Annotated in this window: 22 protein-coding genes; 15 read left to right on the top strand and 7 right to left on the bottom strand. The window is 69.7% G+C overall.

The genetic code is table 11. The features are described 5' to 3' along the window. Positions 1–107 precede the first annotated feature (107 nt). The 5 genes from ACH4LD_RS26125 (at position 108) to ACH4LD_RS26105 (ending at position 5128) form a co-directional block, all read left to right on the top strand. On the top strand, positions 108–311 hold the full coding sequence (locus ACH4LD_RS26125) for a cold-shock protein (protein ID WP_103812030.1): 204 nt from the start codon (positions 108–110) through the stop codon (positions 309–311). A 567-nt stretch (positions 312–878) separates the two neighbouring features. After that, positions 879–1175 (top strand): hypothetical protein, encoded by a 297-nt coding sequence (locus tag ACH4LD_RS26120; RefSeq protein ID WP_398056754.1) that lies wholly within the window; start codon positions 879–881, stop codon positions 1173–1175. Between the two features lie 218 nt (positions 1176–1393). Then, positions 1394–1639 carry a DUF5133 domain-containing protein gene (locus tag ACH4LD_RS26115; protein ID WP_132790812.1) on the top strand — a complete coding sequence of 82 codons (246 nt, stop codon included), beginning with the start codon at positions 1394–1396 and terminating at the stop codon, positions 1637–1639. 692 nt (positions 1640–2331) lie between these two features. Further along, positions 2332–2688: a hypothetical protein gene (locus tag ACH4LD_RS26110; protein ID WP_398056755.1), complete on the top strand. Its 357-nt coding sequence runs from the start codon at positions 2332–2334 to the stop codon at positions 2686–2688. A gap of 2065 nt (positions 2689–4753) precedes the next feature. Next, the gene (locus tag ACH4LD_RS26105) at positions 4754–5128 is read left to right on the top strand and encodes a hypothetical protein (protein WP_398056757.1); all 375 of its coding nucleotides are present in this window, start codon (positions 4754–4756) and stop codon (positions 5126–5128) included. Between the two features lie 466 nt (positions 5129–5594). Here ACH4LD_RS26105 and ACH4LD_RS26100 read toward each other — a convergent pair whose 3' ends face one another. Together ACH4LD_RS26100 and ACH4LD_RS26095 are read right to left on the bottom strand one after the other, a co-directional pair. After that, complete coding sequence (locus ACH4LD_RS26100) at positions 5595–6290, bottom strand: glycerophosphodiester phosphodiesterase (RefSeq protein WP_398056758.1); 696 nt, start codon at positions 6288–6290, stop codon at positions 5595–5597. Between the two features lie 433 nt (positions 6291–6723). Then, positions 6724–8187 carry an MFS transporter gene (locus ACH4LD_RS26095; RefSeq protein WP_398056759.1) on the bottom strand — a complete coding sequence of 488 codons (1464 nt, stop codon included), beginning with the start codon at positions 8185–8187 and terminating at the stop codon, positions 6724–6726. Between the two features lie 983 nt (positions 8188–9170). Between ACH4LD_RS26095 and ACH4LD_RS26090 the strand changes: the two genes are divergently transcribed. Beyond that, the gene (locus ACH4LD_RS26090; protein ID WP_398056760.1) at positions 9171–10439 is read left to right on the top strand and encodes an MFS transporter; all 1269 of its coding nucleotides are present in this window, start codon (positions 9171–9173) and stop codon (positions 10437–10439) included. Between the two features lie 477 nt (positions 10440–10916). Here the strand turns inward: ACH4LD_RS26090 and ACH4LD_RS26085 are convergent, their stop codons facing one another. The 5 genes from ACH4LD_RS26085 to ACH4LD_RS26065 form a co-directional block, all read right to left on the bottom strand. Next, positions 10917–11042: a hypothetical protein gene (locus ACH4LD_RS26085; protein WP_398056873.1), complete on the bottom strand. Its 126-nt coding sequence runs from the start codon at positions 11040–11042 to the stop codon at positions 10917–10919. A 640-nt stretch (positions 11043–11682) separates the two neighbouring features. Then, on the bottom strand, positions 11683–11955 hold the full coding sequence (locus ACH4LD_RS26080; protein ID WP_398056761.1) for a hypothetical protein: 273 nt from the start codon (positions 11953–11955) through the stop codon (positions 11683–11685). A gap of 20 nt (positions 11956–11975) precedes the next feature. After that, positions 11976–12425 carry a hypothetical protein gene (locus tag ACH4LD_RS26075; RefSeq protein WP_398056762.1) on the bottom strand — a complete coding sequence of 150 codons (450 nt, stop codon included), beginning with the start codon at positions 12423–12425 and terminating at the stop codon, positions 11976–11978. Then, the gene (locus ACH4LD_RS26070) at positions 12422–13423 is read right to left on the bottom strand and encodes a metallophosphoesterase family protein (RefSeq protein ID WP_398056763.1); all 1002 of its coding nucleotides are present in this window, start codon (positions 13421–13423) and stop codon (positions 12422–12424) included. Before ACH4LD_RS26070 ends, ACH4LD_RS26075 begins: the two co-directional genes overlap by 4 nt. Further along, the gene (locus ACH4LD_RS26065; RefSeq protein ID WP_398056764.1) at positions 13420–13716 is read right to left on the bottom strand and encodes a plastocyanin/azurin family copper-binding protein; all 297 of its coding nucleotides are present in this window, start codon (positions 13714–13716) and stop codon (positions 13420–13422) included. The genes ACH4LD_RS26070 and ACH4LD_RS26065 overlap by 4 nt, the downstream gene beginning before the upstream one ends. An 810-nt stretch (positions 13717–14526) precedes the next feature. Between ACH4LD_RS26065 and ACH4LD_RS26060 the strand changes: the two genes are divergently transcribed. The 9 genes from ACH4LD_RS26060 (at position 14527) to ACH4LD_RS26020 (ending at position 24610) form a co-directional block, all read left to right on the top strand. Next, positions 14527–15126 (top strand): sigma-70 family RNA polymerase sigma factor, encoded by a 600-nt coding sequence (locus ACH4LD_RS26060; RefSeq protein WP_398056765.1) that lies wholly within the window; start codon positions 14527–14529, stop codon positions 15124–15126. A gap of 25 nt (positions 15127–15151) precedes the next feature. Next, on the top strand, positions 15152–15949 hold the full coding sequence (locus tag ACH4LD_RS26055) for an anti-sigma factor family protein (RefSeq protein WP_398056766.1): 798 nt from the start codon (positions 15152–15154) through the stop codon (positions 15947–15949). Positions 15950–16559: 610 nt separating this feature from the next. Next, positions 16560–17000, top strand: a complete 441-nt coding sequence (locus tag ACH4LD_RS26050) for an ATP-binding protein (protein ID WP_398056866.1) — start codon at positions 16560–16562, stop codon at positions 16998–17000. A gap of 2 nt (positions 17001–17002) precedes the next feature. Continuing rightward, positions 17003–17419, top strand: a complete 417-nt coding sequence (locus ACH4LD_RS26045; protein ID WP_398056767.1) for a hypothetical protein — start codon at positions 17003–17005, stop codon at positions 17417–17419. Between the two features lie 213 nt (positions 17420–17632). Further along, a complete protein-coding gene (gene tatA, locus ACH4LD_RS26040) occupies positions 17633–17914 on the top strand; it encodes a Sec-independent protein translocase subunit TatA (protein ID WP_398056768.1) in 282 nt (93 codons plus the stop codon). Between the two features lie 169 nt (positions 17915–18083). Next, complete coding sequence (gene tatC, locus ACH4LD_RS26035) at positions 18084–18899, top strand: twin-arginine translocase subunit TatC (RefSeq protein ID WP_398056769.1); 816 nt, start codon at positions 18084–18086, stop codon at positions 18897–18899. Between the two features lie 273 nt (positions 18900–19172). Then, positions 19173–20120 (top strand): Rieske 2Fe-2S domain-containing protein, encoded by a 948-nt coding sequence (locus ACH4LD_RS26030; protein WP_398056770.1) that lies wholly within the window; start codon positions 19173–19175, stop codon positions 20118–20120. Between the two features lie 792 nt (positions 20121–20912). Then, entirely contained in the window at positions 20913–23180 is a 2268-nt protein-coding gene (locus ACH4LD_RS26025; protein WP_398056867.1) for an N-acetylmuramoyl-L-alanine amidase, read from the top strand. Between the two features lie 641 nt (positions 23181–23821). Next, a complete protein-coding gene (locus ACH4LD_RS26020) occupies positions 23822–24610 on the top strand; it encodes a hypothetical protein (protein ID WP_398056771.1) in 789 nt (262 codons plus the stop codon). Position 24611 lies beyond the last annotated feature (1 nt).

The raw sequence follows: 24611 nt of genomic DNA, 5'->3' as shown, positions 1-24611 counted from the left end.
AATGACACGGCCCTGGTCGGGGTAGAACGGACGATGGCGTCTTCCCGCAAGGGCAGATGCCGCTACTCACCCCGGCCGGCACCCCCGGCAAGATCGAAGGACGCAGTATGGCCAGCGGCACCGTGAAGTGGTTCAACTCCGAGAAGGGCTTCGGTTTCATCGCCCAGGACGGCGGCGGACCGGACGTCTTCGCCCACTACTCCAACATCACCGGCAACGGCTACCGCGAGCTGGTCGAGGGCGAGACGGTCACGTTCGACGTCACCCAGGGTCAGAAGGGGCCCCAGGCGGAGAACATCGTCCGCGGCTGACGTCCCGCGCCGGCCTGCGGAGCCGGTGTAGAGCGGCACCACCGACGATGGGTGGAGCAGCTCAGTATCTCGCTGGGCTCATAACCCAGGGGTCGCAGGTCCCCGCCACGAATCTCAGGGGGCCCGGAATCAGCCGGGCCCCCTGACGCGTTCCTCCGACCCCCAGGTCGAACATCGCGAGAAGCTGCTCAGCCGAGGCAGGCGGCCCACTCGACGTAGGGCGGATCCGTCGCGTACCCGATCGGACGAAGCCGTTGAGTCGTGGCGAACCCGGGCACAGGGCCGCCACGCCGGCAGGCGGCCGCTGCCGTCGCTCGTCAGGTAGATCGCGCACAGCGTGTACCCGGGATCGTTGCACGGTACCTCGGTGTCGGACAGTCGCGAGCCACAGCATCCACGGCGGCGGGCCCAGTCCTTTCAAGGCATCGAAGCCGAGCCCTGCGGCAGCCGGTGAGGTGCCGTGACTCCTCCAGCACACCGTGAGACATGGCTTTCGGCGGGTAACCGCTGCTGTGATCGACACAAGGCGCTGACGGCGTCCGCTTCGCGGGAAAGGAGAGAGCGCCTATGGCTACCGGCGCGGACTCGGCGAGGATCACGGCGAAGGTCCACGGCAGGGACATCACATTGGACGGCCCCCTGTCGAAGGACGAGATCCGGAACAGGATCTGGTGGTGGCAGAGCGCCGACGTCGACCCCCTGACTTCCAAGGAACGGGAAGACGGTCAGCAGGAGCACGACGGCTCCCACAAGGACGTGATCACGACCCTGGGCGGGTACTACGAAATCTCCCCCGACCCTCGTACGCCCGAGGCCGAGAGACTGGTGGAGATGGTGTACGACGAGCTCAACCCTGACGAGTGACTCAGCACGGCACAGGCAGAGCCGGGACACAGGTCTCCGCCATGAAGAACTACCCTCAGCCGAGTGCGGCAGCAAAGTGCATACGGTGATCAGGTCCGGGCACACGACTCCCTGGAGCACGCATCCACTGCTTCCAGCCGTGCAGCCATCAGGCGGATGCGCGCTCACGGACGTCGCGGGCCCCGTCAAACGGCCCGCCTTTCGAGAAGGTTGTCGCTGTGTTGCTGCCTGCGGAGAAGGAACTACGCGCGGTACTGGCCCGCTTCGCCGACGCCCGCTTCCGTCATGACCTGCACCCCACCGGTTACTCCAGCCGAGAGCTGGAGGACGCCTCCTACACGCTGTGCGTCATGACCGGCACCCAGTCGGTGGACCAAGCCCTCATCGCCGCCGACGCCCTCCTGGAACGACTGCGAGCGGACCGCACGACGACGACCAAGGCGACGCAGACGCTGGCCGCCTGACGCCGAGCCACCGCGCGGTCTCCGCATCCCGCCGACACGCAAGCTAGCCGTAGCCTTCGGCACGGCACGGCGTCCACGGGTCAGGGGTTTCTCCGGGATCGGCTCGCCCTAGCAGCAGGACCTGTTCCAGCCCGACCCGTGCGGACGGCGCGGCGATATGGGTGGCGTCGGTGCGCAGGGACGTTGGACCTGTTACTCGACGCCCTCCGCGAGGGTGAGGTCGTCCCGCGACGGGGACGGAAAGGTCCGCCACATCTTGCCCCTCTGGATCGAGGGCTCGGCGGGCAGAGATCCAGACCATCCACTCGGTGATCGACCGGGACAAGCTCAGCTGCCTCGGACCGGTCGCCACTGTGTGGGCTCTGCCGCGACGTGAAGCGGGTCCGGTGCTGGCACAAGCACCGCGGGCGCCGTCGTCCGCATCGCCACGCGCACCAGCCGGGGGGCCGGGAGGCGCGTGGCCTGCAGCACGCCGGTGGGCTTGCACCAGCACGCGCGTTGTCAAGGTCAGCCTGGCAATCGTGGCCTTACGCAGGGTGAGCAATCGGTCGTAGTGGCCCATGGGATGCGGGCAGAATCCCGATGCCTGAAATGTCCCGTCCGCGGTGTGTGTGGGGCATGGGGAACGGGTATGGGCGCTGCCGGGCCCCGCCGCACCACTGCGGACGCGGCCCGGCAAGAGGGAGGAGATCATGCAGATGACTGGACGGATCGCGATAGTCGGCGCTTCCACGCTGCTCGCCGTCGGCGCCATGGCGATCGGCAGCGGTCCCGCGACGGCGGTCACAGCCCAAGCGCCCGAGCACCATCCGGCCGTCGGCGTATCCGGTGGCACTCAGCACTCCTCCGACCGCCACAATGCCGCCAGGCAGCCCACGGACCGTTGGATCGAGGACCAGCTGGCGACCTTCTGCCCGTCGTCCAAGCAGCGGCTCGCGGTATTCGACCCCTGGGTCAAGGACCAGCTCGCGCTGTTCCAAGAAGACCGGCCGGTGAGCGGGGCGGCGCTCACTGTTGAAGCTCTTCGGCCGCAGCTGCCGGTCGGCTAGGGATTCCTTTCCCTTCCGCGCCGTGGTGCGTTGCTTCAGGCCAGGTGAACCGTACGGCTGGTCAACCGCGTGCTGCAAGCGCCGAACGTGCGGTGATGGCCAGCCCCATCTGGGACAGGTCTGACGACGGCGGTGCTGGACACGGCGATCCTTCCGTCACTGCAGGTAGGGGAGGGGAGTGAGTGAAAGCTCCACGCCGCCGGTTCAGGCCCCGGGGCAACGAGACCCTCATGCGATTCGAATAGGTCGCCCACTCCCTGATCGGATGGGCTTATCTACTTACAGCCCGTGGCCACCGCAACGGTGTCGCCATGCTCATCCAGCCCTGCGAGGCACCGGCCCGTGGGCCCCTGCCTCCTTCGCCCGAGCATGACGCCCTCTACAGGGCCATGCTCCCCACCAGCCCGGCCGGCCCCACAGCACCGACACCGGGCGGGGGCGCGTGACGAGGCGGCGGCCACCCGCGTGACGTCGTCGCCCGAGTGCGGCACCGGTCTTTCAGGCTTTCGTCTGCACGGAAGTGTTCGCGGTCCACCGCGATGTCCTGACAGGCAGGCGGCTGGACGCCCGGCAGATGGCGTGGGTCGATCAGCGGTCCGACTGGTCGACGAAGCCTCCGTCGCGCCCCGGCCCGGGTCCTGGGGACACCTTGACCGCGACGGGGATGTGCTCCGGCAGAGCACTCGGCCAGGGCCCAAGGGTGGGCAGTCGGTGAGGTCTTCGCTCATCCCGAGACCTCGCATACCGGGATCAAATGGGCGAATCTTTCACAGGTGCTGGGTTTCGGCTCCGGCATGTGAAGATGCTGCGGTCGGTCAGGCATCAGGACTGGTCGCGGTGGTGATCGAGTCGTGCCGCTGCGGACGGCCCGTCGGCACCCAAAGGGTAGATGTTCACCTCCTCGCGAGGCGGGCCGCTGCCGTGAGACGCCGCTTATTCTGGGAGGACGGGCCGCTAACGGGAACCTGGGAGGTGTGCCCGTGTCCCGCTCTCCCCGCTTCCATCTCGACTTGGCAGGGCACTCCGTCACGGTGCAGACACGCTTGGCCACACATGAGACCGAGCTGCTGGTGGACGGCAAGGTGGTCGGTTACCAGTGCACGTCGGCGGGACACCGCGGGCTCACCACGCTCACCGCCGAACTTCCCGGTGACCCACCCCAACCCTTCGACGTCACGCTCCGCGCCGGCGATGCCACCGGGCATACGGCCACCTGTGTGCTGAAGATCGCCGGGTGCAGACACACCATGCCCGAGGTGCCCCTGGGACGAGGCGATGTCACACGGCCTGGTGTGTACCGGCCCTCACTGCGCCGGATACGCAGACTTCTGCGTCACAGTCTCCCGCGACACGCCCGCCGCCGCTGACGGGGGCATCCATGGGGCGGTGTGCGCCACCTGCGATAGTCCGTGCCCGGCGATCCATGTCGACCGCCGATGGACCCGACCCGCCGCCGACGGCTTCTCGGGCTGGTGCCGTCCGGAGTCGATGCAGCGCTATGCGGGGGTGGAGGTGCTCGGCAGGGCCACCGACCTGGATTGCATACCTGAGCCGACGCGAGGAGCCGCCGCGGTCGCGAACGGTGCCGACATGCCGTCTTCACCGTCTGTGTGACGCAGCTGCTGGGTGGTGTGCAGCGCGGCGTGAAGCAGGAGACGCGCGGGCAGCCCCAGGCCGCTGGCGTCGATGGCCATGCCAAGGAGAGGCGTGGCCAGGGGAGTGAGGGTGCGGACAAGCGACTGCACCGATGGAACAAATGAGGTGCGGGGTAGCGTGATGACGAGAGTGAGAGGCACTGCGGTGTCCTGGAGCCGATCAAGCCGATCAAGCCAAGTCGAAGCTGGCTTGTTTTGCCGGTTTTCTCAGGAGAATCCGCTTCTGAGGCGCGTAAATGGCCCCAATCTCTCAACTGAGCCAACAAAAGGTGAACGCGGGTGGTGGTCAACTCGGACGTTGATCGCCGATGTCTGTGCGGTCGGCCGTTGATCATAAACGAACAGACCCTGAATATGCATGTATCGGACATAATGAAAGAAGGGGTCGGCAAGAGTGATGGAGTGATCACATGACCCAGACGACAGCTCAGCCCCCCGCAGCAGCCCCCGCAGACGCGACCGCCGATCGCACCCAGCATGATCACGACCGGCACACGATCACCATTCCGCTCGACAACGTCGCCCACGCCGCGCAGAAGGCGGTCACCCTTCCCATCACCGCCGCCCAGCGCATCCTGCCGGCCAAAGGCGGACTTCCCCTCTACGCCGGGCTCGGCGCCCTCGCTCTGGCAGGCGCCCTGGAGTGGCCCGTTGCCGCCGGAATCGGCATCGGCTACGCCGTCCTACGCCGCGGAGGAGCATTCCCGCCCTCACCACCGGCACCCCAGACACCCGCAGAGGCGGTCACGATCGACAAGCCCACAACCTCACCCGGAGCCGACTGAGAGTCCCTGACGTACACACCGGCACGCGGGAATGATGAGGTGCCGAGGAAGCCGGATATGAGGCCGGCCCAAACGGTACCGCCAGACCCTTCCGACAGACGTACGGGCTGCCCGCGACCTCACGGACAGCCGGTGGTCGACTCGAAGGCCGCCGACGGCGGTGACATCCTCGGGCCGTCCAGCGCAAGCGTCGTCCAGGCCGGCCATGCCGGCAGCGCACAACGTCGACACACCGGCCCTCGGCGTGTTCCTCGTCTTCCTCGGCGACGGCCCGAGCCTGTTCGAGGACGGTGTGCCCAATGGGCAGGGGAGGCTGGTCAGCCAGACTGCCGACGAGCATGGAACGCCGGCTCTCGTCTACGACCGCCCAGGTTCTGCCACAGACTTCACTGCCCGGAGGCGTGGCGTCACCAACGGCGCCGGGCGGCCGGACGGCTCGCTCCCGCACGGCCCGCAATCCCCAAGGTCAGGCCGTGGCCTCGGCCAGCCGTTTCATGCCGGGCTGGTCGGTCACGCAGCCCACCAGACCCAGCGCCCGGGCCAGCGCCAGGTCGCGTTCATCGTTGACGGTCCAGGCCATCACGTCGATACCGGCAGCGCCGCACCTGTCCACAATGACCCGGTTCAGCTGGCGCAACTCCACGCTGACCAGCGTGGAACCGACCTGCTGAGCGCGGCCGACGAAGGTCTCGCGGTGCGCGCTGGCGCCTGCCACCAGCACCGTGCGGGCCTGCGGCAGCAGGCTGCGGACCTCGATCAGCGCCGCGTCGTGGAACGACAGCACCGAGACCCGGTCCAACAGGTCGCGCTCGGCCAGCACTTTGGCAAGTGACCGAGCCGCGGCCACGTCCTTGATCTCCGCCTGGATCGGCAATGTCGGCCCGACGGCGTCCAGCACCTCCCCGAAGGTGGGAATCCGCTCACCGAGACCGGCATCGAGCTGCTTGAGCCTTTCCAATTCCTGGTCGGCGATCGGACCGGAACCGTCCGTCGTGCGCTCCAAGGTCTCGTCGTGCATGACGACCAGCTCGCCGTCCTTGCTCAGATGCAAGTCCAGTTCGATACCGTCCAGACCCTCACGTTCAGCCCGCAGGAAAGAACGCACGGTGTTCTCCGGCTCGGCGGCCATGACACCACGATGGCCAATGATGAAGAAAGACACTCGGTCGCCGTCCTTCGCAGTGATGATCCCGGGTAGCCGCACGAGCGCCCTACCCCCGCCAGACAGCGGGCGACCACCCGTCAGCACGCCCCACCCTAACGGGCCCCATCCGCCCGCACCTCCCGCCCCCGCCCAACCGCGCCACAGCGCACCTCAAAGCAGCGCGTCTCCTCGGGCCTCACTCATCAGCTCATCAGCAGCAAGACCACTACTGCAACACGAGGGGCCACCCGTTCATGAACACAGACGTGGACGGACCGACGGCCAACAAGGACACGGCCCACCCGCAGGACTGGCCGTACGAGCTGAAGGTGATGGGCTGGGCCGCCTGGCCCATCGGCACCTGGGACTCCTACGCCACCCCGGGCTGCCGGGCCTGGTCAGGCGAGTCCGGCTTCTCGTCCGCGACGGACTCGGTGCGGCGGCCCCGGCCTTACCCCGGAGCGCCGTCGTTGACCTCGTCGCGGGCCGCGGGCGCCGCGCTCTTCCGCTGGCAGGTGGTCCTGGCGCTGCGCAGGCCGAAGGCCGAGATCGCCGCTCCCAGCAGCACCATGGCCACCGGCACGACGAGCGCGGTGCGGTAGGCGTCCAGCACCGCGCCCGGTGAGGCATCGGCACCGGCCGCGGTGGTCCCGTACACCGCGGTCACCGTGGAGATCCCGACCGCCGCGCCGAACTGGGTGAAGGTGTACAGCAGCCCGCCGGCCAAGCCCTGCTCCTCCTTGGCCACGCTCTCGGTCGCCGCGATGGTGAGCGGACCGTAGGCGAAGGCGAAGGCGGTACCCGCGATGATCAGGCTCGGGAACATCGCCGCGTAGGACCAGTCCATGCCGACCGGCAGGAAGAGCCCGTAGGCCAAGACCGCCAGCAGGAAGCCGCCGAAGATCACCCGGCTGTTGCCGTAGCGGTTCACCAGGCGCGGGGTGAGGGTGGGTGCCAGCACGGCGTCGCAGCCCATGGCGATCAGCGCGATCGCGGCCTGCAAGGAGGACCAGCCCCGCAGCTCTTGCAGGTAGAGGGTGACGATGAACTGGAAGCCGAAGAACGCGCCCAGGAAGAGCAGCGCGGCGAGGCCGGCCCGCACCATCGTGGCCTTGCGAAAGATCCCCAGCCGGACGAGCGGCGCTCTGGCGCGTCGTTCGATCAGGATGAACGCCGCCACCAGCGCCAGCCCGGCGGCGAGGGCGCCAAGGGTCAGCTCGATCCCTTCGCCGCGGTGCTCAAGCCGAATGATGCCGTAGGCGAACAGCAGCATCGCGGCGGCGGCGCTGGCCGCGCCCGGCAGGTCGTAACCGTGCCGTGCGGGCTCGGGGCGGGACTCGGTCGGCAGCAGCCTGAGCGCCGCAAGCAGGATGGCGCCGGTCAGAAACACTGGGGTGAAGAACACCCAGCGCCAGCCGACTTCGGTCAGCAGGCCGCCGATGACGAGTCCCAGCGAGAAGCCGCCGGCGCCGACGCCGGCGAAGACCAGCATGGCCTTGTCGCGCTGCGGCCCCTGCGGGTACGAGGTGGTGATGATCGACATGGCGGCGGGGGTCATGAAGGCCGCCGCCACGCCGGTGGCGAACCGCGCCGCGACCAGCATCCAGCCGGCGGTGGCCAAGCCGCCCAGCAGGGAGAAGACCAGGAAGACACCCAGCCAGGTGAGGAACATCCGCCGCCTGCCCAGCAGATCGGCGGCGCGGCCGCCGAGCAGGGTGAAACCGGCGTAGCCGAGCACGTAGCCACTCATCACCCAGGCCGCGGTGCCGGTGGTCAGGTTCAGATCCGCGCGGATGGTGGGGATGGCAACGGCCAGCATGGCGACGTCGCTGCCCTCAAGGAAGATCGCGCCGCACAGGACGAGCAACAGGGCCCAGGAGCGTCTGCTCGTGCGGACCGCGGGGATGGTGGACACGGCTGCGCTCCTCACCCGTTGAGCCGCATGGTCACGTCCGGTTCTTCAGCGACGGACGCTGTCCGTCGCTGAAGCTGCACAAGTACAGCCGCCTCGTCCGCGCCCGCACGTCAAACCCCCGTCCCGGAGCCTCCACCATCGCCGTGGCCGCGACCGTACCGAGTAACAAGCGATGGGGGCCACACCTTTTGTCTGTGCCGCACGTTCGGGTGGGTGGTCAGTGAACCTCTGACCGGTGGTGAGCTCGTCGGCGCGAGTCACGGTGGGGCTGGTAATGATCACGGGGGCGCGTCCGTAGTTGTCCAGGCCGCGGAAGCCGAGGTCCGCGGGGGCCCCGAGGCCGGCGGCGCGCCGGTGAGTCGGGACGTTTTCGTGGCGGGCGGCGGTGATGTCGTGGGTGCGGCCGGGTCGGGCGGCGGTGGAGGCAATGTGCTGCACCGGGATCGCGTGCCCGGGCGGGGCGGCGGTGAGCGACCGATGGGTCGTGGGCTGGTTCTTCTTGCTCACGGCGATGTAGAGGTCCTTCTTGGCCGTCAAGAGCCAGGCGCTGGTGGCCTTGACCGAGTGCAGGGCGTCGAAGACCTCCCCCCTGAGTGGTCGTCGCGATGGGGGGCGCGGGTGACGGCTGACAGCAGATGCCGGCCGCTCGGCGACCCCCTCGATGCGTCTGGCGCCGGAGACCGCCGCGCAGGCGCACATCAGCAAAATCGCCGTCGGCGGGTACCACCGCCCGCGCCCTGATCGCGGATCCGGAAGCACCCCGAGGTGGACACGCAGGTCAGCGAACCGGCCCTCGTCCGGCGGACGCAGGTTCTCCAGCACGACAGGAGAAGGCAAGCTGCAACAACAGGCATGGGACACTCTCGTGATCATCAGGCTTGGACGCCGGCCCAATGTCCTGCGCGAAGTATGGACTGGACGTTCCGGTCGGCGGCGGAGGCCCAACACTCATATCACCAGAGTCACCAGGGGGAGCCCGCAGCATGACCGGCACCACGGAGGCCCGTAGCGGGCCGGCTGCAGTCGAGGGTGCGGCACGAAGTGTCACGCGCCCGTTCTACGTATACGCCGTGCTCGCCAACACGCTGTTCCAGCGCGGCGTGTTCGTCCTCTTCCTTCAGCAGCGAGGCTTCTCCGCCGGGCAAGTGGCCCTACTGCAGACACTGCTCTACCTGGTCAGCGGACTTGCGGAATTGCCGACGGGAGTCATCGCCGACCGAATCGGCAGGCGTGCCAGCATCGTGATCGGGCAGGTGCTGATAGCTGCATGTCTGCTCGGTCAGGTGACGTTCTCCAACTACTGGGTGTTCCTGACGCTGTTCATCGGGCAGGGCGTGGGCATGGCATGTGTGTCCGGTTCGGACACCGCCCTGCTGTACGACCTGCTCGTGCGTCGTGGTGCAACGGCCGGCTACGTCAAGGTCAAGTCCCGCTTCACCATGCTCGGGACGGTCACCTCGGGAGTCGCCATCGTCCTCGGCGGCCAACTGCAGCGGATCTCCTGGGGAATCGTCTACGTCGGTTCGGCGTCGTGCCTCGTCCTGGCCGTGGTGGTGCTGATGTCACGGGTGCCCGAGATCCGCGGCGCGGACGCGGTGGACGAGCAGGACGGAGCCGAGGAGCACGGCGACGCCACAGCATGGCGGGCCGTGCTTCGGGTCGCCACGCCGGCGCTCGCGACGCTTGTCGTGGTCTCCGGATTGATGCATGCGACTTTGACGCCGTACATCATTTTTACGCAGAAGACCCTCTCCGATCAGGGAGCGGGCACCGCATTGGTCAGCGTGGTCATATCGGCGGGATTCTTCGTCGGCGGGCTCACTCCGCTGCTGTCGGACCACGCGGACCGGCGCATCGGGCACCGGGTCATCGTCCCGGTGTCTCTCCTGACGCTCGCCGCGGCACTTGGCCTGAGCGGCCTGGGCCTTGTCTGGGTCACCATCGCCGCCTTCCTGGCCCTGGTCGGGATTCCCGAGATCACCGCCGTGCTCGTGGACAATGTGTTCAACGAGGCCGTGCCGTCGCGCCACCGGGCGAGCCTGCTGTCGATGATCGCATTCGTGGAGTCGGCGCTCATCGGCACCGGCTATCTCGTCCTCGGCGCGCTCATGGACGGGCTGGGCTCCAGTATGGGCATGGCCACCTACGCCGTGGTCCCCCTGCTGGCATGTCTCCTGTGGCTCCCGGTGCTCTGCCGAGGGGCACGGGTGACCACCGAGATCTCCAAGCCCGCCGACCAGAAGGCGACCTGAAACAGACCATCAAGAGCGGCGAAATGAGAAACGGTATCCGCCGACCTGCGAGAACGGGGGTTCCTACGCTTCCTTCGACCATGTTGCGGCGGACGGAGGCCGCGATTTGCTCCGCGAGGCTTTGGGGCGAGGAGCGGTCAACCGGCATGTCAGCCACCTTTGCGCCCGTGTGCGAGGGGTTGGTTGGTGAGCTGGGCAGCGGTGTCGGCGTCGTCGGAGGTGATCACGAACTGGTTGCCGCTGGCAAGAGTGAAGCACTCTGTATGGGGTCAGGAGGAAAACGGCGTCGCAGGAACGGGATGAGCGCCGATCCGGCGGTGACCCCGCGGGGGAGATGGTGACTAGATGGCACCGGTGACGAGGAAAGCCACGCAAAAAATCAGGAGCCACAGGGTGACGGTCGTGCCTATGGCGAGCATCCAGCCGCTGGCCAGAGACCGGTGCCAGCCGTCACCTGGTGTGGAGTCGCGTCCTGGTTCACGCGCGCCTTCTGGAGATGAGCCAGGCGGCACCGCCTATGACGGCGCCGACGACGACGGCCACGGGCAGATGGAAGAGGGACAGTCGCGCGGTGCGTCCGTCGGAGCCACTGGTGGTCCACACAACGACCTGGTGCTCTTGAGCGCGGACCTGGTGGAGAAGCCCGCGGCAATGGTGCCGACTGCTTCGATCGCGAACACCAGCATGTATTTGCCAAGTGCTGCGGCGGGGGAGCTGTAGCCGTCGGCGGTGCCGTCAAGTGTGAAGTGCGTGGCCACCTTGTCGGGGAACGAGTCCCGGATCGGCAAGAACGCGATCACGCTGGCTAACGCCGTCAAGGACGGCACACGAGGCTACCGCGACATCGAGTCCCGGACGACCAGCGGCAAGCTCTGCTTCCCGTGACAAGCGCCGACGAGCTTGACCGGGCCGTCCTCGCGCGGCTTCCTGCAGAACGGGAAAGGGTCAGCCCGGAAGGCAGGGTCGCAGTACGGCAGGACCACCGGCTGCTGACTCATCTCGCCTCCCGGAGCGACCCTGGCCCATGTCGGTTCCGCGCCCGGCGACCATGCCGCACACCGGTGCACATCTGTGCACCGGCGCGAAGACGACGGCGGACCGGCTCGGCTCGGGCGCGGCTCGGTCGCTCCCCGGCGCGGCTATCGGTCGCCCTTCGCCGCGCGGCTCGGTCGCTCCCCGGCGCCGCCACCCGTCGCCCTTCACCGCGCGGCGTTCGGCGCTCTGCAGGGCAGCCGGGTGCCGGTCAGTGCGACCCGTGGTCGAGCAGGGTGGCCCGCAGCTCGTGCTCGGTGATCTGCTCGGCGGGGTGGTGAAGCACCCAGCGGTGGGGTTCGCCGTCCATGGGCAGCACCGCTACGACGGTCTCCAGCTGTGGGCGGCCGGCCTCGCCCCGGCTGAGCTGACGGATGATGACGGCGGTGTCGTCGTCCAGGTCGAGCAGGGCGCGTACGGCGTTGTTCAGTTCACGCAGGCGCGGGCTCGGCCAGGCGATCCCTGGGCGTGGTTGCAGGTACATGGGCGCGTCCCTCGGGTGGTTCAGCCGGATGGTGCGCGGGTGGTGGCGCAGGCGGCCGCCCCGACGGGCGGCCGGGCAGCGCGGGGGCGTCCGGCCAGGGTCACCTGCCAGACGGCGAGGAGCAGCAGGGTGCCGGTTTCGGCGAGGAGACTGAGGACGGCCTGTGGCGCGGGTTGCAGACCGTGCTCGGTGAATCCGAACACTCCGACGGTCCGCGAGGCGGCGAAGCCGCCCAGAGCGCCGAGCGCGACGCCTGCCCCGGCGATTCTCAACAGCAGGGGCGGTGTTCCGATCAGCAGCAGGACGGCGAGGGCGATGGAAGCGCCGGCCTGGAGCAGGAACAGGGGGCCGATGACGGGGATGAAGCGGTACCCGTCGACGTAGAGCTGGGCGTGGAGGTATCCGGCGGTGGCTAGGGTCGCGGCGGTCGCCGCCCGCAGGGCGGGGGCGAGGAGTCGGCGGGTGTTCATGTGAGCCTCTGGTCCGTGATGGCCAGTTCGCGCTCGCCCCGGCGGTAGCCGACGCTGCGGATACCGAGTGCCTCTTTGAGCTGACGGGCGGGGACGACCTGAGGGGTGGGGGCGGGAGCGCGGCCCGGATGGGGCAGGGGGTAGGCGGTGGTGGTGGCGGAGTGGAAGGTGATGTTGCCCTCCGTCTTGGTGAAGAGCTGGTGGACGTGCCCGTTGAGGCAGGTGACGGAGGAGAAGCGGCGCAGGAGGGCGATGACCTTCAGGGCGTCGTCCGTGCTCCAGCCCCACCGCGGGTACATGGCGAACAGCGGGATGTGGCTGAAGACGACGACGGGGGTGTCCGACGGCACTCCGGCGAGGTCCTTGCGGACGAAGTCGATCTGGGCGTTGCCGAGGTGGCCGAGCTTCTCCAGGCTCAGGGTGTTGACCAGGGCGATGAAGTGCACGCCGTGGGTGTCGAAGCTGTACCAGCCGTCGCCGAGCGTGCCCGCGCCGAAGGTCCGCCGGTAGGCGCGGCCCGCGTCGCCGATGGAGTCGTGCTCACCCGGCACGGTGAAGACGCGGTCCGTGCGCATATCGCTCATCATCTGCTTGACCTGGTCGAACTGCCCGGCCGTGGACAGGTGGGTCAGGTCGCCGCTGTGCATCACGAAGTCGGGCCGGAAGCCCAGCGTGTTGACCTGGTGGATCGCCTCGGAGAACGAGCCGGCCACATCCGTGTTGGCCGGGCCCTGGAACCCGATGTGGCTGTCGGAGACCTGTACGAACCGCAGCGCCCCGCTCTCCGCGGCCGCGGCCCCGGCGATGCCCCGGGCGGTGCCTTCCTGGGAGTCGGCGATCTGGCTGATCACCTGTCCACTGGCTACGGTGAGCACCACGGCGCCACCGAACCAGGCGGTGTGCCGCATGAGTTGACGTCGGGTCATACCGTGCTCGGTTTCGGGCCGGCCGGTGTCATCGGCCGGTGCTTCCTCGTGGCTGTTCCAGTGGTCGGTCATCGGGTCACCTCCACGGTGGCGGTCATGAACGGATGGATGGTGCAGAGGTATGTGTAGGTGCCGGGCTTGGTGAACGTGCGGCGGTAGGTGGCGTGGGTGGCCAGGGCGGCCGAACGCAGCGGGCCGCCCGATCCGGTGCTGGTGACGGTGTGGGCGTCGGTGTCCTGATTGGTCCACGTCACCGTCGTGCCCACCTTGATCTTCAGCTTGGCCGGGGAGAACGCGAAGTTCTTGATCGCCACCGCGTTGCCGGTGACCGGCGCGGCCTGGGCGCCCTTGGTCGAGGGGCTCATGGGCATGCTCATGCTCGGCATCGGTGAGGCGCCGGAAGCGGAGCCCACGCCTTCCGGCCCCGTGGTGCCGGGCATCCCTGCCATCCGGTGCTGGTCCGGGCCGGGTGTGAGGGCACCGGCTCCGGTTGCCGGGGAATGCGACGACTGGCCGCATGCGCTCAGGAGCCCCAGAGCGCCGCCGGTGGTGACGATGACGACGGCCATCCCGGCCGCCGCGCGTGACCGGCGGCCTGGAGTGCGAAGGTTCAGGTACATGGTGTTCGTTCCTCGTTGATCAGGCGGAGGCGTGGAACGCGCCGGTTCGGCGCGCGCACCCGCGTGAATGTGTGGTGGATGCCGTGTTCGTGGGCGCGTGCCCGTCACCGGCCCGGCCGGCGGACGAACAGGGGCGCCGCCCCGTGCGCGCCGCTCGCCTCGACGTGCCCCGCGCCGCGCTTCCACCTCTGCGCGTCGCGAGGGTGCGGTCGGGGTGGGGCGGACGGCGCCGGGAGCGCTTCCGTCGCATGGCGTGTCCCGGCCACCTCCGCCTCCTCCTGTGCCACGCGGGGAACCGGTGGAGACATCGCATCGGAGTCGGCTCTTGTCGGGCTTCACGGACGGCGGGGGCCCCACGGTTCGACAGATGCGCATCTTTCCGGGACGAATAGGTATCGCCGCCGGTCAGCCAGGGTCCCCGACGTCGCACACGCGGGGTGCCGGCGGTGCCGCGCGGTCCGGCAGGGACACCTCGCCCACGAGACTCGCTGAACGTCACCCGCCCCTTACCGTGCATTACAGGACAAAGGCGTACATGTGCGCGACGATCGATTCATGCCCTGGAACCAAAAACGTGGCCCGCGGACCCGGCCGGATCGCTCCGCAGACCGTGTCTCTGGTAAAGGGACCCTTTCGACCGCGGACGAGGAACTGCTGCGCGCGCTGTACGCCGAGCACGCGGGACCTCTGTTCCACTACGTGCTGCGGCTGACCTCGGGAGACTGGCAATGGGCGGAGGACGTGGTGCAGGAGACACTGCTCCGGGCGTGGCAGCACCCCGCCGCGTTCGACCCCGCACGCGGCCCGGCCCGGGCGTGGCTGTGCACGGTCGCCCGGCACCTGGTCATCGACGCCCACCGGGCCCGGCAGGCGCGGCCCGCCGAGACCGGCGGCGAGGCGCTGGAGCGGGCCGCCGAGCAGAACCCGGGCGAGGACGAGATCGATCAGGCACTACAGAGCTGGGCGGTCGCCGACGCCGTCCGGTCGCTGTCCCCGGACCACCGCGCCGTCCTCCTGGAGACGTACTACCAGGGCCGGACCATGGCGGAGGCGGCACGGGTGCTGGGCATCCCGCTGGGCACGGTGAAGTCGCGGACGTACTACGCCCTGCACGCCCTGCGGCTGGCGCTGCAGGAACGCGGGATCGAGCCATGACAGAGGCGTGCGGGAGGTGGCGACCGTGAGTGCGGAGCACGACGATCTCCGGCTGGCGCTCGGAGCGTACGTCCTGGGCACCCTGCCACCGGAGGAAGCGGAGCTGGTGCGTGCCCACCTCACGCACTGCGCCGAGTGCCAGGCGGAGCACGCCCGGCTGGCGGGACTGCCCGCGCTGCTGGCGACCGTGACCCTGGCGGAGGCTTCGGGGAGTACGGTGCCGGCGGCCGACGGGAACCTGGCCGACCGGCTGGTGGCGCGGGCGGGCGAAACCGTGCGCGTTTCTTCCCCCGAAGGGCCCACAGCGCCCGCCGTACCCGTGACACCGCGGACGCCGGAGAGAGGCGTCCTGGAGAGACTGCTCCAGCAGGCCGCGACCCGGCGCCGCAGAACCCGGCGCCTGCAACTGGCCGGAGCGGCCGCCTCAGTGGTGCTCGTCGCCGCAGCGGCCGGCGGCACCTGGCTGGCCACCGTCGGCACCGTGGGCAGCGTGGCGACGCCACCCGGGCCGAGCGCGCCCACGTTCACGCGCACCTTCTCCGGAAGCGATCCCGCCACCGGCGTCTCCGCCTCGGTGAAGGTCTCGCCCTCCGCTTGGGGCAGTGTCCTACAGGTCTCGGCCAGGGGGGCGCCCGCCGGGACCACCTGCCGGCTGCAAGCGGTCGGGCCCGGCGGAGTCAGGGCGGACGGCGCCACCTGGTGGGCCGGCAAGTACCCTTCCGGCACCACGATCCCCGGGACGGTCGCCATGGCCCCCGAGACCATCCAGCACTTCGAGATCATCGCGGACAACGGCCAGAAGCTGGTCACGATCCGGGCGTGACCCGACGACGTCCGCCGATTGTGACCGCGGGGCACCGCGGGGCGGCACGAGAGGCCGGGAGGGGGTCGGGCAGCCGACGGCAGGTGGGCCAACGGCAGGGGAGCCGCCTACAACCGGTGCACCAGCCCGAGGGAGCGCGCACAGGGACGTCCGGCGCCTGGCCTCCTCCGGCACGCGCCTGGGCACCCGTATGGCCTGCTCCGGCACACGTCTGGCCACTCGTATGGCCTGCTCCGGCACACGTCTGGCCACTCGCATGGCCTCCTCCCGCACAGGCGTGGCCACCCGCATGGCTTCCTCCCGCACACGCGCGGCCCAGCACCCCGCCCGGCACCGACCACGGGCGGGGGAGCGAACTACTGGTGCCCGGTCCGCCCGCGTACGGCGGCGAGTTCCGGCACAGGGGCCGCGTGAGCCCGGCCGGGCCGCTGCCCTGAACTGAACGGTAAGAAACCGAACAAATGGGCCGACCACCCGAACCGTTCGGCATGCGGCACCCGTGAAACCACATGAGCGCGCCATGCAGGATCAGCCCGCCGACAACCCGAGAGGGTGCTGCTGGTGGTCCCCCTTCCCGGTCTCCGCACACTCACAGAAGAGCCAGAAGACCATGTTCGTGACCGACTCCCCCCGCACCAGTCCACAGCCCGGCCGGCCCTGCCGCCACGAGGCGCTGCTCACCCTGCCCGCGCAGGAGGCGCACGTCTACGCCGTCCGTCACTTCACGGCGGATCTGCTGGAAGCCTGGCAGGTGCCCGCGAGCGAGCGGGACTCCGCCATTCTCATCGTCGACGAACTCGCCGCCAACGCCGCCCAGTACGGCCGCGAGCGCATGACCCTGCGGCTAGTCCTCCACGACGGCACGCTGCACATCGTGGTCACCGACTCCGGCGGTGCAGTGGAGCGCCACCGCCCCGACATCGCCTCCGACGAACACGGCCGCGGCACCGGCATCGTCCAGTACCTGGCCCAGTCGACGGAGGCGCGCCAGACAGGCAGTGGCCGCGAGGTCCGCGCCTGCCTGAGTGCACGTCACGATCAGGAGGAGTGACCATGGACATCACCCCGGACAACGGTGAGGGCATCGACGTCCCGCCCCTGCACGAGGCGTACGCCAATGCACCGGGCCTGCGTCGCGAGATGCACCGAGTGCTCGCACTTGAGGCCGAGCGCGACGGCCGCCGGCCGGGGCCCGGCGCCGGTTCCCCGGCCGATGCGACGGCCGCCGAACGCGCCCGATTGCTGCGCCGGGCCGCCCTCATGGACCGACTGGCCTCCGTCGCCCCCGGTCCCGGCGCGGTCGCGGCCGCCGCGGAAACCGCCGAACAACTCGTCCTGCACGATCGCAGGCACCCCGACCTGGTGGCCGGTCCGCACCATCCGGACGCGATCACGCTCGCCCGCAGCCGCCGCCTCTACGTACGCCAGGAGTACGCAGCCTGGACGGCTGCCGGACACCCCGGAACCTGAACCGGCCCCAACCGGCCAGGAGCAGGCTCCAACCCGACCGGAAGAAGGAAACATGACCAGCAACGACTGCGACACCTGGCACGGCTCCGCGCCAGCCGGCCAACCCCACTCACCCCACCTTCCCCGCCCGACAGTCGTGCGGGAAGGAGCCGACCGGCAGCAGGAGCGGTCACGCGGTATCGGCGCCGACGCGTTCGAAAGGGCGGTGTGACGATGTTCCGCAACGCGCTGGAGCCCTGGCACCTGCTGGTCCTGGTCGCGGTGGTGATCATGATCTTCGGCTCCAAGAAGCTGCCCGACACCGCCCGGGCGCTGGGCAGGTCCATGCGGATCCTCAAGAGCGAGACCAAGGCGATGCAGGACGACGGCGCCTCGGACGAGGCACGCCCCGAGCCGGGGTCCGCACCGGAACCGCGGACGCCCCCGGACGCTCCCACGGACGCCGCCACCGCCCGCACCACGCCCACGGAGGGCACGACCGGCCACCATGCCTGAGCCCGGCCTTCCCCGCTCGCGGCCTTCCCCGGTCCCGGCCCACCCCACTCCCGGCCCACCCGGTCCCGGCATTCCCCGCTCCCGGCCCTCCCGGGCTGCCGGTCCGTCCGCGCGGGGGACTGCCCGAGACCGTTGGCGACCGGTCCGCCGCACGAGAAGAGGACATGGCATGCCCCAGTCGGTCCGCGACAAGGAGAAGGACCCCGAAGGGCGGATGCCGCTCGCGGAGCACCTTCGTGAGCTCCGCAACCGGCTCGCCAAGGCCGTCCTCGCCATCCTGGTCCTCACGGTCGCCGCGGCCTTCTCCTACAAGGGGATCATCAACTTCCTCACCAGGCCGGTACTGGCATCGGTCGGCTGCCCGACCTCCTTCGCCGCTCTGGCCAGACGGCCCACGCACACCACCTGCGCCCACATCACGATCAACGGCCTGCTCGCGCCCTTCACCCTGGCGCTGAAGGTCTCGCTGGTCGGCGGTGTCGTGCTGGCCTCTCCGGTATGGCTTTACCAACTGTGGGCGTTCGTCGCCCCCGGCCTGCACAAGCGTGAGCGGAGATACGCCTACGCGTTCGTCGGAACGGGCGTCCCGCTGTTCCTCGGCGGCGCCTTCTTCGCCTACCAGGTGCTGCCCAGGACCGCGAGGGTGTTGATCGGCCTCACACCGCACGGGGTGAACAACCTGCTGCCGCTGGACGATCTCCTCGACCTCGTCACCCGCATGGTGGTCGTCTTCGGTCTCGCCTTCGAGATGCCGCTGCTGCTGGTGATGCTGAACCTCACCGGAGCGCTGTCAGGCCGGCGGATGCTCGGCCGATGGCGCGCCATGGTCGTGGGCATCACGGTCTTCTCGGCCGTGGCGACGCCGAGCACGGACCCCCTGACCATGCTGGCGCTGGCCGCGCCGATCTGGGCGCTCTACTTCGCCGCCGTCGCCTTCTCACTCCTCGGGGACCGGCGCAAGGCGCTGAGAGAGCATCCGATCTAGATCAAGCACTCTCGTTCGGATCACCGGCGGACCATTCGGGTCAGCGGCGGACCAGAGGAAGATTCGTGTCCTCGGTGCGTTCGCCGGCGCCGTCGACAGATTCTCTCGCGGCACGGTGATCAACAAGGGCCGGAGGCGCCGCGGGCCTAGGCGCTGTTCAAGGAAAGCAGGACGGCTGCGGGCGCGGTGATGCGGCCGGGCGGCCGACCGTGGACCCCCACCGGCGCTCCTTGCACCAGTTTGCCGTCTGAGCAGGTGGGGACCCGGCTGACCATGAGTACTACGCCACGCCGCCGCCCGCGGACGCGGCAGAACCGCCTCCTGTGGCTGCTGGACCGCCTGGAGCGGGAGCCCAGGGCCGACGCGCTGATCGCTACGCTCCGCAAGGGGGTGCAGGCCCTGCCGCTCGGCGACGGGCGGGATCTCCTGCACGGCAGGTGGCTGGGCCACCCGGTACATCCGCTGATGGTGCAGGTGCCGATCGGCAGCTGGTTGTCGGCGGCGGTACTGGACCTGTACCCCGGCCGCTCCCGCGAGGCGGGCCTCCTGGTCGGCGTCGGACTGGCCTCGGCCGCACCAGCGGCTCTGGCGGGCTGGGTCGACTGGGCGGAACTGCACCGCCAACAGCAGCGTGTCGGACTGGTGCACGCCCTCGCGAACTCGGCGGCCGTCGGTCTGTACGCCGCCTCGCTCACCAGCCGCGTCCGAGGACGGCACGCAGCAGGCCGGGGCTATGGCTTCCTGGGACTGACGGCGGTTGCGCTCGGCGGCATGCTGGGCGGCCACCTGGCCTACCGCCAGGCATCCGGCGCCAACCACGCCGAAGAGGTCCCGCACGTCGTCACTCAGGGCTGGCACCGGATCGGATCCGTGACCGAGTTCCCGGTCGACCGGCCGGTACGGCGCAGCGTGGACGACGTTCCGGTCCTGGTCGTCCGGGAAACCGGAGGGCAGATCCACGCCCTGGCCGAGCGCTGCAGCCACCTTGCCGGACCGCTCTCCGAAGGCACGATCAGCGACGGATGCGTCCAGTGCCCCTGGCACGGCAGCGTCTTCCGGCTCTCGGACGGCTGGAACGTCCGCGGCCCGGCCACCGCACCCCAGCCGTCCTTCGACACCCGGATCACCGACGGCCACGTCGAGATACGACTGCGCCAACAGGACCGGGACGGGCAGGCGCCGGACGAGGTCGAAACGGGGCAGCGACGCACGGGCAGCTGACGGCTGCCTCACACCACGTCTGTACGGGCTGCCGCAGCGCACCAGGGTCAGTACGCGCCAGGTCGGGACCGGCCGCCGGGCGGCTACCTCGCAGCCATGGCAGGCTCGGCCACGTACACGACGGCCCGGCGGGCCTCCGCTGCAGGGCTCCGCGGCCGCCCGCAACGGTTCGCCGAGGTCCGTGACGCGTCACCAACGACACCGGCTGCGGCGATCGGGAGATGCTCCTCGCCGCCGCCGCGCGCGATGCGGCCGAGACCGGCACCCAGCTGACCATCGCGAGGCCCGCGTCCTCCACCCGACATACGCCCCTCGTCAGCGAGTTGCAGCCCTGCCTCCGCAGCACGGTCATCTTCGCCGACGAGGCGGCTCTGCAACCGGTGGGCAGCATCACCGGCGTCCCAGCCGTGTACGCCGTACGCCGTGTACGCCGTGGCGGTGGCCTCCCCTTGTACCCCCCGTGCGCGGCACCGGTCTCGGCCTCGCGGACACCATTGCGCCGCGCAGTACCGCCCTGGGTACGCCCAGTGGAGCCGACCTCGCGCAGACACCGACGCCGCAGCCTCTTGACGTCCAGCCCGACCGGCCGTTGGTGGCACCCACACGAGTCACAGTGATCCACACCACATCGCCCTCGGGGCCCGTGATGTTTGACGGCCGGGGTGCGCTGGACGGATGAGCCGCCCATGTGACGGGTGTGCTTCCTGTGTTCTTCTACGGCCCTTTGCGGGCCTTGTGTGGGGTGGATACGTCGTGAGCCGTCGTACGTCGCATGCGTACAGACCGCTGAACCTGAAACGCCGGGTGTGGCTGACGCTGGGCGCCGTGGTTCTGGGAGGAGGAGGGGTGGTGACCTACGCCGTCGCCAGCCCGTCGGCCGATCCCGGCGCCACTGGCCGGGCCAAGCGGCCGGTCAGGGTCTATGACCTCGCGCTGAAAGGCACCGCCGCCGACCGTCAGGACCTGGCGCGCACGGACACCTCGCAGTTCTCGATGCTCGGCGTCTCCTGGACGGGTGCCACCACGCGGTTGCACGGCACGGCACAGGTGCGCACCCGCAGCACGGCGACCGGGGAGTGGAGCGCCTGGCACGACCTGGAACTGGACGTGGATCCGCTGGAGAAGCCGGGGCGCCGCGTGCGCGGCGCGTCCGAGCCGTTGTGGGTCGGATCCTCCAACGGTGTTCAGGTACAGGTCGTCCGCAAGAACGGCACGACCGCCCCCCTGCCCAAGGGACTCCAGGTCAACCTGGTCGATCCGGGTGTGGTGACCGACGCCGAGGCCAAGGCGCCCGGCAGCGAGTCGGCCGCGTTCGTCGCAGAGGGAAGCCCCGACGCCACGAGCAGCAGCACACCCGCCGATCCTGCCTCTCCCGGCGACGGCACCGCCGTGACGCCGACGGATGGCCAGACCGCCACGTCCCCGGCCCCGACCGCTCCCACCGACCCGAGCTCCGCCTCCGCTTCCGCCACGGCGAGCGCCTCCGTCACCGGGAGCGCCTCCGCCGGCCCATCGCCCACCGGGCCGACCGCGCCGCCGTCCACGGTGCCCGAGCCGCCGATCGTCGACCGCGCCGGCTGGGGCGCGGACGAGTCGATCAGCCCGCAGGCGCCGGAGTACAACGCGGACGTGAAAGCCGTGTTCGTCCATCACACCGACGGCGCCAACGACTACTCCTGCACCGACTCCCCGTCGATCGTGCGGAGCATCTACGCCTACCACGTACAGGTCGAGGGCTGGAACGACATCGGCTACAACTTCCTCGTCGACAAGTGCGGCACCATCTTCGAGGGCCGCAAAGGCGGCGTAGGACTGCCCGTGCTGGGCGCCCACACCTACGGCTGGAACCGGGAGGCCGCGGGCATCGCAGTCCTCGGGGACTACACCACCACCAGCGCCTCCAACGCCGCGCTGGCCTCGATCGCCCGTCTGGCGGCCTGGAAGCTGGGCCAGTACGGCGCCGACCCGGCCGGGACCACCCAGCTCACCGCAGGCGCCACCCAGAAGAACTACTTCGGCACCGGTTTCACCGCAGGAAGCGCCTACACCTTCCAGCGGATCTCCGGCCACCGCGACGGCTACAACACCCAATGCCCCGGCAACTCCCTCTACCCCCAGCTGCCGACCATCCGGGCCTGGGCGGCCGGACCGGTACAGGGCCTGAAGATCACGTCACCGGGCGGCGCGACCGCGTCCGGATCGACCTACTACACCAAGGGCGCGATCACCGCGCACTGGACAGCCACCACACCTGCCGCGCTCATCAAGAACTTCCAACTGCTCGTCGACGGCAAGACCGTGGCCACCACCTCCGGCACCGCCACCTCCGTCGGTGCCACCCTGCCCCTGGGCAGCCACACCATCGCCGTGCGGGCCGTACACCAGTCCGGCAAGGCCGCGACCAGCTCCGCGCTGAACGTCGTGGCGGAGACGACCGCACCGACCTTCACCACCACCCCGAACCTCTCCCTGCGTTCCGGCACCGTCAACACCTCCGCCGTGCCGGTCACCCTCGGTTGGAAGGCCACCGACGACAAGGCGCTGCAGAGTGTGAGGCTGCTGTCCCCGACCACGGCGACGTTCGGCCCGACCACCACAAGCTCCAGCCGCACCGCCAACTCGGGGACCGCCACGACCTGGTCGATGCGCGCCTACGACTACGCCGGCAACTACCGCACGTCCTCCCCGGCCTACACCCCGGTGATCCTGCAGGAGAGCTCCGCCACGAAGACCGGCAGTTGGACCACCCGGTCCTCCACCAGCTACCTCGGCGGCAAGTCCTACTCCAGCGCCTCCAAGGGCGCCGGCCTCACCTGGACCTTCACCGGCCGCTCCGCGGCCTGGGTGGTGTCCCGGGCCTCCAGCTCGGGCCAGGCGTACGTCTACGTCGACGGCACCAAGGTGGCCACTGTCGACCTCAAGTCGGCAACGACCCTGTACCGGCAGGCGATCTGGACCAAGAGCTGGTCCAGCAGCGCCAAGCACACGATCAAGATCGTCGTCGTGGGCACCAGCGGCCGCCCCACCATCACCACTGACGGCCTCGTCTACATCAAGTAACCGTCTGAGCCGAGCTGAGCCGCCCCAAACTGCCCACTGCGACAGGAACGGCGAAGCCAGGGGAGATCCACAGCAGACAGTGACGGCTACGGGGACTCTCCCAAGGATCGAGGGCACCGGACACCTGTTGTGGTGTCATGCCGCCGGCCCGGCACCGGATCCGCTCCCAGGGCCCGCGCCCGGAGATGCGCTCAACTTGCTTCCGGGACGCGGGCCTCGTGCTGCCACCGCCCGCAGCCCGTGGCGCCGACCGCCGCGGCCGCGATGAGCCCCCGGCACCGGCCGCACGCTTGCCGCGACCGCCCGGGCCAGTGGGCGGCAGCGGCAGTACCCAGTGCGGCAGCCGCTGCGTGCCAGCCGCCGGCGCAGCCAACCACGAGCGCCATGGTCGTGCTGCGTGCGCTTCACGGCCGCTCCTCATCGGTGGCAGGGGCTGGGGAGAACGGGGTGCAGCCGGACGGGGGACCCAGGTGCCACGGTACGAGGGCGTCCGGGAGGTGGCTGATCATTGGTCCGACTGTCGGGATGTGCCCGTCAGGCCCTCGACCGGGTGCCGCTTCGACGGAGGATGGGGAAGAGAGCGGTCTGTGTGGTGAAGTGTGGGCCTATGACAACTCCGACAGCAGGGAGCGTTTCTTCGGATGACCACACAGCCCGCACGCCCTGAGCACAGCGGACCCGGGACCGCTTCGGTCATGGATGTCTCGCCGTTCAAGCCTTCTCTCGTCAAAGCGGTGTTCAGGGACGTGACTTCGATGCACGTCTCTCAGTCGGCCGCGTGGGCCGCCGCGTCGGTGACGCGGACAGTGCTCACGGAGATCATCGACGGCGCGCGGAGAGCGGCGGCGGAGGAGGCCCGGAAGAAGCTGATTCCCGCTGACCTTCTCTCGGCGATCGACCGGAACGTCGAACTGGAGGTGGGGAACAAGTGGTACGACCACAGTCCGACGTTCCAAGGCCTGACCGGTGTCCTGTACGACGCCGAGGGCATCGTCGTGTCTCCTCGTAGGCGCAGCAGGTCGCGCAAACCGAGTGCTGTGGTCGGCGCCCACAGGTTCGAGGCCGGGGTCAAGAAGCTGCTGCGGAACCAGGGAGCGACGGCCGTCCCACAGATGGTCCGCGACCTGGACGGGATCGCGAGCGTGTTCCTGACGGACCTCGCCCGGGACGCGGCCATGGTCGTCCGCGAGGGCGGGGTCAAACGCTTTGGTACGGTCGCCCCAGTGATGTCGGGCGAACCAGCCCCGCCCCCGTTCTTCAAGGGCCCCCTCCCTGCCCTCCCGGCCCTGTCCACCCGCAGAGGGGACGAGCGGACCATCGGCAGGGATGACATCCTGGCCGCGGCCACGATTCAGCTGTTCGGCGGCGACCTCAGGCAGCGAGCCCTCACCGAAGCACGCGCGGTGACACGGAACACGTCGTTCGGCTGAG

The sequence above is a fragment of the Streptomyces sp. NPDC017676 genome (assembly GCF_044329325.1).
Classification (GTDB): Bacteria; Actinomycetota; Actinomycetes; order Streptomycetales; family Streptomycetaceae; genus Streptomyces.
Note: the sequence above shows the minus strand (reverse complement) of the source record. Positions and strands in the feature narration are given on the sequence as shown.